This is a genomic window from Isoptericola halotolerans (assembly GCF_003003075.1).
GTDB lineage: Bacteria > Actinomycetota > Actinomycetes > Actinomycetales > Cellulomonadaceae > Isoptericola > Isoptericola halotolerans_A.
The window spans coordinates 189362-202078 of record NZ_PVTX01000003.1; the positions used below are offsets into that span (position 1 = coordinate 189362).

The window sequence follows — 12717 nt, forward strand, 5'->3', positions numbered from 1 at the left end:
CTCCATCGCTGGCGTATCGACGTCATGCGACCTCTTCGTGCACCACGCCTTCGAACACGTTCGCGCTGGTCACAAGCCCCGACTCGACGGTTTGCGACCTCTTCGACATCCGCAGTTCCGGCTCCCCCTCGGTCTCGCCACAGCGCTGGATGCGGGCGACAGAGTGCTGCCGCCTCAGTTGACACGGCCCGACTGCCATCCTTCTCACGCCGCCGCGCCCCTCCAGCACAACTTGCCTGACCAACACGGCGAGCCAGACCCGCATTGCCGTCTCTGCGCCGATCCGGTGGGGAGTAGCGCAGCGGGGGGCGCGGCAGCGCTCCGTCTGGGCACGCTGCCCCCACCGACTTCACCGCTGCCGAGAGAGGGATCTTCAAGGACTTGTGACGGCCGCCCGGCCCGGGTGCAGGACCAGCGAGATGAACCCGAGACCGCCGCGGTATCCCTGGAGCCAGCCGTCGCGGTGCCTCTCGACCGCGGAGAGCACCTCATGCGCGTCCGGGTGATGCGGGTTCTCGACTGCCCAGCGAGCGGGCGCCCCCGTCCACGCCCACTCGTAGTCGTCCCACTCCTCCTGCGTGCTGACGTGCCCGTGCACCGTCGCCCACCCGTGCCGCGCCACGACGTCGACCGTGCCGGGCAGGTCGAGGTACTCGTCCACCGAGAGGCCACCGAGGCCGTCGAGGACGGCCGCCGTCGGAGGCGCAGGCCAGAAGCAGTCACCGAGCAGGAGCACACCGTCGGCGGCGAGGTGGCCCCGCGCAGCCTCGAGCGTGGGTCCGAGGCCCCCGAACGCGTACGCCGAGCCCACGCTGAGCACCGCGTCGAACGGCGCCTCGCTCACGTACTCTCGAACGTCGCCCTGAACCAGCGTCAGCCGGTCGGCCACCCCTGCGGCAGCAGCCTTGGCCAGCGTCTCCTCGAACCCGACATCGGAAGTGTCCACGCCCACCGCGGTGAGGCCGGGTTCGCGGCCCAGCGCCCGCAGCAGCCACGTGCCGTCACCGCACCCGAGGTCGAGGACGCTCCCCCGACCGCCCGTCGTCCGGTCGAGCAGGCCATCAACGCGGGCATCGCTCAGCGGCGACGCGATCGGATGCTCGGAGTGCGCCAGACGCACAAGGCCGGATCGTTCCATCCCCGGACCCTATGCGACGAGCAACGGCCGGGACACGAACCTCTGACACCTCGTCATGGTCGTTCCCCACCGGATCGGCGAAGAGCCGCATTGCCGTCGCCCGCACTGTCCATACACTCGGAGCCATGCCCGACGGCGCCCGCGCTCTGACGGGGCTTGACCCCGGAGTTGCGGAGCGACAACAAGTGACACGCAGGAGTCCGAGATCACCAAGACAGTGCTGATGGAGCTCGGGGCGGACCAATGACCAAGGCCTCGATTGCCGACGCCCACGGGGACGAGATCGACGTCACCGACTGGGCGGTCATTCGTGACGAGCCAGGTGGCCGTGACCCCAACAAGCGCTGGCTTGCGCCAGACCCTGACGCCCCACGCCAGGAGCACTGGTTGTGGAAGTCCAGACAGATTACGGCGAGCGGCGACGTGCACGCGCTGACTGATTGCGCGGAGGTCGTTGCCTCCCGCCTGGCGGGCCTCCTGGGCATCCCCGCGGCTGATTGCCGCTATGCCGTCCACGACGGCGAGCTGGGCTTGGTCTCGCGCAATGTCGCTCCGGAGGGTTTCAGCCTCAACACCGGCGCGGCGTATCTCCCGGAGGTCGTAGGGTACGTCCGACAGTCGGAGGGCTCGGCCGCGCGGGCCCCTGTTGGGCGTATGCATCGCGATGAGGGCTACACGCTCGACGCGGTCGAGCGGGTTCTCTCCGGCGTCAATCCTCCGCCAGGGTTGGCTGGGTTCACTGCGTTCGGCGCGTTCGCTGGATACCTCGTTCTCGACGCCCTCGTCGGCAACAGTGACCGCCACCCGGGGAACTGGGCTCTCCTGGAGTCGGAGACCGGCGAACGTTTCCTCGCTCCCACCTACGATCACGGCACCGCCCTCGGAGCCGGCTTGACCGACGAGAACCGTAGGGTCAAGGACCCAGCCGCGTTCGCCCGGCGCGGAAGAGCAAATCCCTTCACTCCACGCAAGCAGAGTCTGGTAGATCTTTCCCTCACCGCGGTACGGCGAGCGGACGCAGCCGAGTGGCTGCGTCGACTCGCTCGGCTCGACGACTCCGGAGTGAGGGCCATACTGGACGCACCGGGTCAGCGACTGTCAGTGGTCGCGTCTACATTTATGGAACGCGTCGTACTCGAGAACCGGAGGAGGCTGTGCGATGACAACGCTGCTCAAGACTGACCAGCTCCTCGTCAGCCGGCAGGACCCGGCGACCCGACGCTTCGCGCGCGTGGGGACCTTGACCTTCAACGGCGTCGAGTACTCCTTCGAGTACGACTCGACCGCAGATCGCTCGCTCCCAGGCCTGCCCCGAGGCAAGCGGCATAGAAGCGAGGCACTGTTCCCGATCTTCGCCGAGCGCATCATTGACCCGCACCGACCGGAGCGCGAGCAGACGCTGAGCTATCTCGGGCTTCCCCGCGATGCGAGCCCGTTCGAGGTCCTCGCGGTCTCGGGCGGGGGCCGTACCGGCGACACCTACGAGCTGACACCGTTGCCCCAGCCGGGCGATGTCAGCCTTCCGTTCCTGGTGCACGGAGTCCGGCACCTCACGGCAGCTGAGCGTCGCGAGATCGACCAACTCCGCCCCGGAGACCATCTGGCTCTGCGACTGGAGTCGAACAACCCTGTCACGAATCGCGCACTGCTCGTGACGAGAGATGGCGGACGGCTCGGCTACGTGCCGACGCCCCTGCTCGACTACGTCCACCAGATCATGAAGCAGCCATACGAACTCGCCGTCGAGCGCGTCAACCCGGCCGATGCCGGACTCCACATGCGACTTCTCGTTCGGCTCAACGGCCACTACATCGCCTGAGCGTCCTGGCCTCCCTGCTGGCGCAACTGCTGGCTTACCGGCGCGACCGTGGGCGGACACCAACGGACGCCGAAACCGGCGGTTCCGGCGGCATCAGGGCACGTCAACGTTCATTCGGGACGAAGAGGTCGCAGGTTCAAATCCTGTCACCCCGACCAGCCGAGAGGCCCTCTGAACAGCGGGAACGCTGCCCAGGGGCCTCTCGTCGTACCCGGCCACGAAGCACCCGTTGGCGTAGCGTGGCCACATGACGTCGGACCCGTCCGTGCCCGAGCACTCCGCCGAGCAGGACGGCACCGCAGCCCTCGACGCGTTCCTCTCCGTCCGGCCGCAGCTCTTCGGGATCGCCTACCGCATGCTGGGTGGTGTTGCGGAGGCGGAGGATGTCCTGCAGGACACGTGGATCCGGTGGCAGAGCACCGATCGGTCGCGCGTCAAGAACCCTGCTGCGTTCCTGACCACGGTCGCGACGCGCCTGTCGATCAACGCGACGACGTCGGCGTACGCTCGGCGCGAGACGTACGTGGGTCCGTGGCTGCCCGAACCGGTCGACACCTCGGAGGACCCCGCCCTGGGTGCCGAACGGGCCGAGGCGCTCGAGGTCGCGGTGCTGGTCCTGCTCGAGCGGCTCACTCCTGTCGAGCGGGCCGTCTACGTGCTGCGCGAGGCCTTCGGCTACCCCTACCGCCGCGTCGCGGAGACGCTGGGCCTGACCGAGACGAACGCACGCCAGCTCGCACGCCGGTCGCGCGACCGTCTCGGCAGCCGTGATGCGGTCACCGTGGACCGGGACGAGCACCGTCGTCTGCTCGGAGAGTTCCTCGCCGCCGCGCGGGACGGGGACCTGAGCCGCTTCGAGCAGTTTCTGGCCGAGGAGGTCGTGGCACGCTCGGACGGTGGCGGGCGTGTGCACGCCGCCCGTGTCGACCTGGTGGGGGCCGAGCGGGTCTCGCTCTTCTTCGGCAGCCTCTGGCGCAAGTACGGTGACGGCGTCGAGGCGAGCTTCGTCGAGGCGAACGGACGTCCCGCGCTGTCCTTCCGGCGGGACGGAACTCTCACCGGGCTCTTGTCGCTCGAGGTCACCGCTGCGGGTATCGAGCACATGTTCATCCAGGTCAACCCCGACAAGCTCGCAGGCTTCGCACCGTGAGCGCCACGTATTCCCTGGACGACGCAGCAGCGACTTCCTAGCGTGGCCTCATGCACATCGACGTGGACCGGCTCGACGCGGCCGTCACCGAGGCCGCGGCCGAGGGACAGTTCTCCGGCGTCGTGGCGGTCGACGTCGCGGACGACCGCGTCCTCGAGCGCGCGTCCGGCGACGCCCACCGCGCGCTGCAGGTGCCGAACACGGCGTCCCACCGGTTCGGCGTCGCGAGCGGCAGCAAGGCCTTTACCGCCCTGGCCGTGATGCGGCTCGTCGAGGACGGCGCGCTGCACCTGACGACGCCGGCGCGCGCCGTCCTGGGCGCAGATCTTCCTCTCGTCGACGACGCGGTGACGGTGGAGCACCTGCTGACGCACACGTCCGGCATCGGCGACTACCTCGACGAGGAGGCCGACTGGAAGGTCGACGACCACGTCCTGCGCTCCCCCGTGCACCTGCTGGACCGTGCCGAGGCGTTCCTGCCGGAGCTGGACGGGTTCCCCCAGCAGTTCGGCCCGGGTGAGCGGTTCGCCTACAACAACGGTGGGTACGTGGTCCTGGCGCTGATCGCCGAACGGGTCAGCGGGCGCACGTTCCACGACCTGGTGCACACCGAGGTCTGCGACCGCGCCGGCCTGACGGCGACCCGCTACCTCCGCTCCGACGACCTGCCCGGGGACGTCGCCCTCGGGTACCTGGACGCGACGGGCAACCGCACCAACCTGCTGCACCTTCCCGTGCTCGGCAACGGCGACGGCGGCATCTGCACCACGGCCGGCGACCTGCACCGCTTCTGGCGGGCGCTGTTCGCCGGGCAGATCGTGGCACGGGAGACGGTCGACGAGATGACCCGCGCCCGCCACGACGTCCCGGCCGAGGACCTGCGCTACGGGATGGGCTTCTGGCGGCACCGCACAGGTCCGGCCGTCATCCTCGAGGGCTACGACGCCGGGGTCTCGTTCGGCTCCACGCACGACCCGGCCACCTCGACGACGGTGAGCGTGCTGGGCAACACCTCCGAGGGTGCGTGGCCGGTCATCGGCGCCACAGCGGGGCTGTTCGACTGACGCCTCGCAGCGCGCAGCGGCAGGTTCGCTCGTAGCATCGCACCAGGCAGCAGCGCCACGAGGAGGCACGCAGATGTCAGACGCCAGCGCCCCGATGTCCAGCCGCACGGTCGGCACGGCCCGGCGACTGTGGGGCCTCGTCTACCTCCGGGGCGCCGTCCAGCTGGTGGCCGGCGTCGTCCTGTTCCTCAACCCGGAGGAGGGCCTGACGTGGCTCCGATGGCTCGTCGGCATCGTGATCGCCGTCCAAGGCGTGCTGCTCGTGGTCGAGAACCGGCGTGCCACCGGCGGCTCCGACGGTGAGGACCTCAACGCCCGGCTCGTCGCGGGGATCGTCAGCATCGTGGCGGGCGTGCTGATCGTGGTCTGGCCGTCGATGACGAGCCCGCTGCTCTTCCTGCTCGTCGGCATCTGGGCGTGCGTCGCCGGCGCCATGGCCCTCGCCGGCGGGTTGCGGGGCCGTACCGCCCGCACGATGGCGTGGGACTGGCAGCTCGTCAACGCGGCCCTCTGGCTCGTGCTCGGCGTCGTGCTCCTGGCCGGGCCCACCGATGACACGACGACCGTCGCCCTGCTGCTCGCGCTGTACCTGGTGCTGTCGGGCGCCGTCGTCCTGGTGGGTGGCCTGGCGACGACCACCCGTCAAAAGGATGCGGACGCGACCGTGGCGCCCGGCCGCGGGCCTGAGCCCGGCGCTACGCCGTAGACGGTCGACGCCTGTCGGCCGGCAGTTCGACGGGGTCGTCCAGCCGTTCCAGCACCCACCGGGTGTGCCGGAGGACCGGATCGACGGACCTCGTACGGACCTCGTCCGCCTCTGGTGTCCCGACAGGTTTTCTACGTTCGTCAGGCTTGCGATGCCGACAGCCACTCGTCGAAGGTCACCGACCCTCGCGGCCCCTCGCCGTCGGGCAGCAACGCCCCACCCCGGAACGCGGCTCCCGCCCCGGGGAAGTCGACCGGCAGCACCCACCGCCGTCGTCCCCGCGCGCGCAGCAGCCGGCGGGCCATGTCGGCCATCTGCTCCTCGCGGGGACCCGCGATCTCCGGCGCCTGCCCTCGGGCCGGCCCGGCGGCGACCTCGGCCAGGTACGTCCCCACCTCGGCCGCAGCGACGGGCCGGCACCGCATCCGCGGCATGATCCCTACCGGGCCGGGGACCTGGCCGAGCACCTGGCCGGGGAACTCGTGGAACTGCGTCGCGCGCACCACCGACCACGGCAGGTCCCCCGCTCGCACCACCTCCTCCTGCGCCAGCTTGGCGCGGTAGTAGCCGTACCCCGACGCCCGGTCGATGCCCACGATCGAGAGCAGCACGTGGTGGCCGACGCCGGCCCGCACGCCGGCGGCCACCAGGTGGCGCGACGTCGTGGTGAAGAACTCCGTGGCGACCTTCTCCCGCAGGCTCGTGACGTTGAGCGTGTCGACGACGGCGTCCACCCCCTCGAGCGCGGCGTCGAGCCCGCTCCCGGTCGCCACGTCGACGCCCCGTCCGCGGGACAGCACCACCGCCTCGTGCCCGGCACGCTCCACGGCGGCCACGACGTGCCTCCCGACGACTCCGGTCCCCCCGGCGACTGCGATCCTCATGCTGCTCACCCTCCTGTTGCGACCCGTTCCAGACATTCGACAGCACAGCGCCGTCCGACGTGACAGGCTGTGAGGCAGGTCACGCAGGACGGACGAAGGAGGACCGATGGAGCCGATCGTCGTCGTCGGGGGCGGGCTCGCCGCCGCCCGCGCCACGGAGACGCTGCGCGAACAGGGGTACGACGGCGATCTCGTCGTCCTCACCGGTGAGGCTGTCCCGCCGTACGAGCGCCCGCCGCTCTCCAAGGACTACCTGCGCGGGGAGGCCGGCCAGGACGCCCTGTTCCCCCTCGACGCGGACTGGTACGCCGAGCACGGCGTCGACCTGCGCACCTCCACGTCGGCCGCCCGGCTCGACGTGGGCAGCAGCAGCGTCGAGGCGGCACCGGGCGGGTCGTTGCGGTACTCGCGCCTGCTGCTGGCCACCGGCTCGCGGGTCCGCCGGCTCCAGGTGCCCGGCACCGACCTCCTCGGGGTGCACCACCTGCGCACCGTCGTCGACGCCGACCGCCTCCAGGACGCGCTGAGCAACGACGGTCCGGTCGTCGTCGTCGGCGACGGGTGGATCGGGATGGAGGTGGCGGCGTCGGCGCGGCAGCTCGGCCGCGAGGTGACCGTGGTCGGCAGGTCGCCGCACCCGCTGCACGGCCTCGGCGCCCGGGTGGGCGAGATCTTCGCGGGACTCCACGAGGAGAACGGCGTCCGGCTGCTGCGCGAGACGTCGGTGACCGCCCTGACCGGCTCCGGCAGCATCTCCGGCATGCAGCTCGACGACGGCACCACGCTCGAGGCGGGCACCGTCGTCGTCGGCGTCGGCGTCACCCCGCAGTGCGACCTGGCCGGAGCGGCCGGCATCGAGCTGCGGTCGGCGGCCGACGGCGGCGGGATCGCCGTGGACGGCGGCCTCCGGACCTCCGCACCCGGCGTCTGGGCGGCAGGCGACATCGCCTCCGTCCCGTCGCCGCGCTACGGCCGACCGCTGCGGGTCGAGCACTGGGCGTTCGCCGACGAGACGGGCAAGCACGCCGCCCGTTCCATGCTCGGCTCCGGGGGCGACTACGACGTGCTGCCGTACTTCTTCAGCGACCAGTTCGACCTCGGCATGGAGGTCAAGGGCGTCACCAGCGGCGAGGTGGTGCTCAGCGGGTCGCCGGAGGACCGTGAGTGCGTCGCGTTCTGGGTGGACGGCGGCCGTGTCCAGGCGGGGATGGGCATCAACGTCTGGGACCGCATGGACGACGTCGAGAAGCTGATCCGCGCCGAGGGACCCGTCGACCGCGCCACGCTGGAGTCGTTCGTCTGAGCCGCGCCGGGCGCCGGCTGGTCCTGACCCGCCGCCCGGTCACCCGAAGGTGAACGTGTACACCGACACCCCGGCGGGCACCTCCAGCTCGACGGTGCCGTCCGTCGGGCCGTCGCCGCGCAGCACGTCGTACAGCGTGGGGTTGCCGCCGACGGCGATCTCCTCCTCGGAGCGGACCGTCCCGTCCGGGGCGGTCACCCGCGCCGTGACGGTGCCCTCGCCGCCGAGCACCGCGAACACGTCCGTCGCCTGGTAGGCGAGGACCAGCCGGGCGTCGTCGGACACCGCCGTGGCGCCCTGGAAGTCGACGTCCCACGTGCCCCCCAGCGAGAACGTGTCCGGCTGCTGCTCGGCCGCCGGCTCGAACGTCTCCTCGCCGCTGCCGTACGCCGTCGGGCCCGCGTAGTTGAAGACCTTGTTGAGCGCGAGGTACGTCTCCGGCGTGGTCTCCGCGTCCGGCGTCGTGTCGACGACGTCGGACGGCGGCGGCAGCTCGACGCCCGGGTCGGCCGCGACGAGCAGGTCACGGATGTGCTGCTCGGTGACGGCGTAGTCGCCCTCGCCGAACTTCAGGTAGCGCACCGTGCCGTCGGCGTCGATGAGGTACTCCGCCGGCCAGTACCGGTTCCGGTACGTGGTCCACGTCGAGTAGGAGTTGTCCTGCGCGATCGGGTACTCCACGCCCAGGTCCTCCGCGCCCGCGATCACGTTGCGCGTCTCCCGCTCGAACGCGAACTCCGGGGTGTGCACCCCGATCACCTCCAGCCCGGCGTCCTGGTACTTGTCGTACCAGGCGTTGACGTGCGGGATGGCGCGCTGGCAGTTGATGCACGAGTACGTCCAGAAGTCGATGAGCACCACCTGGCCGCGCAGGTCCTCCAGCGCCACCGGCTCGTCCCCCGGCGTGTTGAGCCACTGCGTGATGCCCGTCAGCGGCGGTGCGGTGCCGCAGTCCGCCAGCTCGGTCGACCCGCTGGTGCAGTTCGACAGCTCCCGGTTGGCGTCGGTGACGATGCCGCCCAGCTCGAGGGCCTCCTGGACGGACTCGTTGGCGTCGACCTGCTCCTGCAGCGCGCCGGTGTAGTCCGGCAGCGCGCGCTGGATCTGAGCGGGCACGTCGAACGCGAGCGCCACGGCCAGCACGATCATCACGACACCGCCGGTCACGCGGATCCCGCGCTGGTGGCGCTGGAACCCGCGCACCCGCTCGGCCACCCGGCGGCCCGCCAGCGCGAAGACCAGCAGCGGGATCGCGGCGCCGACGGCGAAGCTCACCGTGAGCGCGACCGTGCCCGGCCCGATGTTGCCCGTCGCCCCCGCGACGGTGATCGCGGCCAGCACCGGCCCCGCGCACGGCACGTACAGCACACCCAGCCCGAGGCCCAGGAGGAACGCACCGCGGTCCTGGCGCGCGGCACCCTTCCGGGAGCCGAACGCGGCGATGCGCTGGAACGGGCGCTCCAGCACCTCCTCGATCCGCGGCACGATCATGCCGACGCCGATCGCCGCCAGGAGCGTGATCCCCAGCCAGCGCAGCAGGTCCTGCGGCAGTCCCAGGGCCGTCAGCAGCACCGAGCCGAGCAGCGTGAACACCGTGAAGCTCAGCACCAGCCCGGCGATCACCAGGTAGGGGCGCCACGACCGGCCCGCACTGCTCGCGGACCGGCTCGGGCGCCGGTCGTCGCGGCCCGGCGCCGGCTCCTCCGGGGAGAGGGGCAGCGTCACCGTGCCGCCGCGGCCCGTCCGCGGACCGCTCGTGACCTGCCCCGACCGGCCGACCCGCACCGCCGACGGCGCTCCGGCGAACAGCGCGGGGCTGACGCCGCCGCCCTCGCCGGCCGCAGCGTCCGGGCCCCCGTCCGGTGCGCCGTCGTCGGCCGCGATGCGTCCCCCGGCGGCCTCCGTACGCTGCCGGGCCCCCTCGACGCCGCCCGCGAAGAAGATCACCGGCAGCATCGGCAGGATGCACGGCGAGATGCCGGTGATGAGGCCGCCGAGCAGGCCGATGATGATCAAGGTCTCCATGCCGCAGGTTCGGAACCGTGGGCCGCACGGATGGGTGGGCGCGCGCCGGGCGCGCCGACCTCGTCACCCGCGGACGGTGGTGACGACCTGCGTCAGGGACGGCCGTCGCGGCGTGGAGCCGAACCCGAACCGCACCGGGGGGTCCACGTCCGCGAGCGCCCCGAGGTCGCGGCCCTCCCAGCTCGCGCGGACCGCCGTGAGGCTCCAGACGTCCGTCGCGCCGTAGGTCTCGCTCCGCCCGTTCCCGGCGCTGCCGCGCGTGCGCACGCCGTGGAGCAGCAGGCGCGCGACCGGGTCGGTCAGCAGCGCGAACGTCGGCGCGGCGGCGAGCCGGCCGGGCACCAGCCGCAGCACCCGGCCCAGCGCGGTGCGGCGTCCGACGGCGGCACGCAGCCGGAGCGGGCCGGCCGCGGCCTCGAGGTGGCCACCGGTGCCGCGGCCGGTGTCCGCCCGCACGGACACCGACGCCTCGACGACCTCGTCGAACCGGTACGTGGTGGCCACGAAGTCCGCGACGTGCGGCGGTGCGACGAGCACCCGGTGCCCGGCGGCGTCCTCGACCATCGCGTCCGCGAACGCACCGAACGGCGACTCCCACCAGTGCCCCACGACCACGCGCGTGCCCGACGTCGTGCCGCACCCGAGGATCTGCCCGCGGAACCGCTGCTCGTCACCCATCCCCCGAGTCTGCAAGGGCGGGGGCGAGGGCGCGCGTCACCGACCTGAAAATTTCTCCCCCATCCACCCATCCGCCGCGGGAAGGGCTCCGAACCCCCGGTGAAGCGCCCCGGAAAGAGGTCGGGGCGACGAGGCAAGGAGAGATCGATGAACAACGTTCGTACCCGCACCGCCGCCGCCGGCTTCGCGACCCTGGCACTGCTGGCCCTCGGCGCCTGCTCCTCCGACGACTCCGACATGTCGGGCTCCGAGGAGACCATGACCGAGGAGTCGCCCATGGCGGAGGAGTCGCCCATGGAGGAGGACATGGAGTCCGAGGACACGGAGTCGGACATGGCCATGGATCCCGCCGCGAACCTCGTGGGCCCCGGCTGCGAGGCCTACGCCGAGGAGGTGCCCGACGGCGCCGGCTCGATCACCGGCATGTCCACCGACCCGGTCGCCGTGGCCGCGTCCAACAACCCGATGCTCACCACCCTCACCTCCGCCGTGAGCGGCGAGCTCAACCCCGACGTGAACCTCGTGGACACCCTCAACGGTGACGAGTTCACCGTGTTCGCCCCCGTCGACGACGCGTTCGCCGCGGTCGACGCCGAGACCATCGACACGCTGTCCACCGACGCCGACCTGCTCACCTCGGTGCTCACCTACCACGTGGTGCCCGGCCAGATCCTGCCCGAGGACATCGCCGGCGAGCACGAGACCGTCCAGGGCGAGACCGTCGAGGTCACCGGCGAGGGCGACGAGCTCATGGTGAACGACGCCAACGTCGTCTGCGGCGGCGTCATGACGCAGAACGCCACCGTCTACCTCGTCGACTCGGTGCTCATGCCGTCCATGTGACCGGCACCCCACGGTCCGGTTCCCGGGCACGCAGGGGGTGACCGGGAGCCTTCGGGGCCGGGCCGTCTCGTCGTCGAACGAGGCGGCCCGGTCTTCTGTGTGCCCGGCGTCCCGGACGCGGGCCAACCAGGTCCGGCTACCGCTCCGGCGCGGCGTGCTCGATCACGGCGCCCGCGGGCAGCTCGAGCGCCTCGAGCGCCGGGTCGCCCACGAGGGCGTCCACGAGCGCCCGGGAGCCGCCCACCAGGGTCCACGCGTCGTCGACGTCGTTCGTGGCGACCCACAAGCGGTCCTCGGGCCAGAAGACCGCGGGGGTCCGAGGGTCCTGCTGCCGGCGGTCCAGGTCGTCGAGCCACGGCGCGTCCTCGATCCATCCCGGGCCGGTGAACCGTTCGATCCCGACCGCGAAGAGGATGTGGCTGCGGTAGGGCAGCTCGAGACGCGGGCCGGCCGCGGCGTCGGCGGCGAGGATGCCGGTGCCGGGGGCCGGGGCGTCCGGGTCCGGTGGTGCGAGCCCGAACTCGACGTTCCCGCGGAACCGGCGCCGGTGCCGGAGCTCGACGACGGCCCGGCGCGCCGCCCGGATCAGCTTCCACGCCGGCACCACGAGCCACCGCAGCCACCACACAGGGGTCCAGGCCACGAACGAGTCGCGGCCCGCCGAGGACACCAGTCCCCCGATCCCCTCCCAGACGCCCACGACGCCACGATCCGGCGTGGAGGTGTGCCGCGCCAGGTGCCCGGCGAGGACGGCGAGCAGGTCGGCGGGCACGAGGCCCTCCACCGGCGCCTTGAGCGCCTCGCCCTGGGGCGTCACGACGTCCTCGTTGCCGGACCGCGGGCGCCGGCACAGCCGGTCCAGGTCCGCCGTCGGGCTCATGCTCGTGCCGAACGCCGCCGCGACCTGCGACCACCGGACGTCCGCGCCGTCGTCCTCGCGTCGCAGCGGGTGGAGCACCCTGGCGTAGGCCTCGAAGCCGCGCGGGACGACGGTGTGGATGGTCCACCGGCCATCACCCTCGGGGTCCAGGCCGGCACGCACCCAGTCACCGCACGCCGGGTCGGGGATCCAGGGCATCGACGTCATCGAGCGATGATGGCACGCCG

At 72.0% G+C, this 12717-nt stretch carries 12 protein-coding genes; 7 read left to right on the forward strand and 5 right to left on the reverse strand.

Features of this window, described 5'->3' with window-relative positions:
- Positions 1 to 373: 373 nt before the first annotated feature.
- The gene (locus BCL65_RS06340) at positions 374 to 1138 is read right to left on the reverse strand and encodes an SAM-dependent methyltransferase (RefSeq protein WP_106266244.1); all 765 of its coding nucleotides are present in this window, start codon (positions 1136 to 1138) and stop codon (positions 374 to 376) included.
- Between the two features lie 243 nt (positions 1139 to 1381).
- Here BCL65_RS06340 and BCL65_RS06345 point away from each other — a divergent pair, with 243 nt between their 5' ends.
- The 5 genes from BCL65_RS06345 to BCL65_RS06365 all read left to right on the forward strand — a co-directional run bounded on the left by BCL65_RS06345 (position 1382) and on the right by BCL65_RS06365 (position 5877).
- The gene (locus tag BCL65_RS06345) at positions 1382 to 2320 is read left to right on the forward strand and encodes a hypothetical protein (protein WP_106266245.1); all 939 of its coding nucleotides are present in this window, start codon (positions 1382 to 1384) and stop codon (positions 2318 to 2320) included.
- On the forward strand, positions 2298 to 2957 hold the full coding sequence (locus BCL65_RS06350; protein WP_106266247.1) for an HIRAN domain-containing protein: 660 nt from the start codon (positions 2298 to 2300) through the stop codon (positions 2955 to 2957). Before BCL65_RS06345 ends, BCL65_RS06350 begins: the two co-directional genes overlap by 23 nt.
- A 247-nt stretch (positions 2958 to 3204) precedes the next feature.
- The gene (sigJ, locus tag BCL65_RS06355; protein WP_106266248.1) at positions 3205 to 4107 is read left to right on the forward strand and encodes an RNA polymerase sigma factor SigJ; all 903 of its coding nucleotides are present in this window, start codon (positions 3205 to 3207) and stop codon (positions 4105 to 4107) included.
- Positions 4108 to 4157: 50 nt separating this feature from the next.
- Complete coding sequence (locus BCL65_RS06360) at positions 4158 to 5171, forward strand: serine hydrolase domain-containing protein (RefSeq protein ID WP_106266250.1); 1014 nt, start codon at positions 4158 to 4160, stop codon at positions 5169 to 5171.
- Between the two features lie 73 nt (positions 5172 to 5244).
- Complete coding sequence (locus BCL65_RS06365; RefSeq protein WP_106266252.1) at positions 5245 to 5877, forward strand: HdeD family acid-resistance protein; 633 nt, start codon at positions 5245 to 5247, stop codon at positions 5875 to 5877.
- Between the two features lie 140 nt (positions 5878 to 6017).
- On the opposite strand, the gene BCL65_RS06370 is transcribed toward BCL65_RS06365, so the two are convergent.
- Positions 6018 to 6761: an SDR family oxidoreductase gene (locus BCL65_RS06370; protein WP_106266254.1), complete on the reverse strand. Its 744-nt coding sequence runs from the start codon at positions 6759 to 6761 to the stop codon at positions 6018 to 6020.
- Between the two features lie 106 nt (positions 6762 to 6867).
- Here BCL65_RS06370 and BCL65_RS06375 point away from each other — a divergent pair, with 106 nt between their 5' ends.
- Positions 6868 to 8064, forward strand: a complete 1197-nt coding sequence (locus BCL65_RS06375; RefSeq protein WP_106266255.1) for an NAD(P)/FAD-dependent oxidoreductase — start codon at positions 6868 to 6870, stop codon at positions 8062 to 8064.
- Positions 8065 to 8103: 39 nt separating this feature from the next.
- Here BCL65_RS06375 and BCL65_RS06380 read toward each other — a convergent pair whose 3' ends face one another.
- Together BCL65_RS06380 and BCL65_RS06385 are read right to left on the reverse strand one after the other, a co-directional pair.
- The gene (locus BCL65_RS06380) at positions 8104 to 10089 is read right to left on the reverse strand and encodes a cytochrome c biogenesis protein DipZ (RefSeq protein ID WP_106266257.1); all 1986 of its coding nucleotides are present in this window, start codon (positions 10087 to 10089) and stop codon (positions 8104 to 8106) included.
- Positions 10090 to 10152: 63 nt separating this feature from the next.
- On the reverse strand, positions 10153 to 10767 hold the full coding sequence (locus BCL65_RS06385) for a hypothetical protein (RefSeq protein ID WP_106266258.1): 615 nt from the start codon (positions 10765 to 10767) through the stop codon (positions 10153 to 10155).
- Between the two features lie 147 nt (positions 10768 to 10914).
- Between BCL65_RS06385 and BCL65_RS06390 the strand changes: the two genes are divergently transcribed.
- A complete protein-coding gene (locus tag BCL65_RS06390) occupies positions 10915 to 11610 on the forward strand; it encodes a fasciclin domain-containing protein (RefSeq protein WP_106266260.1) in 696 nt (231 codons plus the stop codon).
- 136 nt (positions 11611 to 11746) lie between these two features.
- Here the strand turns inward: BCL65_RS06390 and BCL65_RS06395 are convergent, their stop codons facing one another.
- Positions 11747 to 12697 carry a hypothetical protein gene (locus tag BCL65_RS06395; RefSeq protein ID WP_125206497.1) on the reverse strand — a complete coding sequence of 317 codons (951 nt, stop codon included), beginning with the start codon at positions 12695 to 12697 and terminating at the stop codon, positions 11747 to 11749.
- Positions 12698 to 12717: the final 20 nt, after the last annotated feature.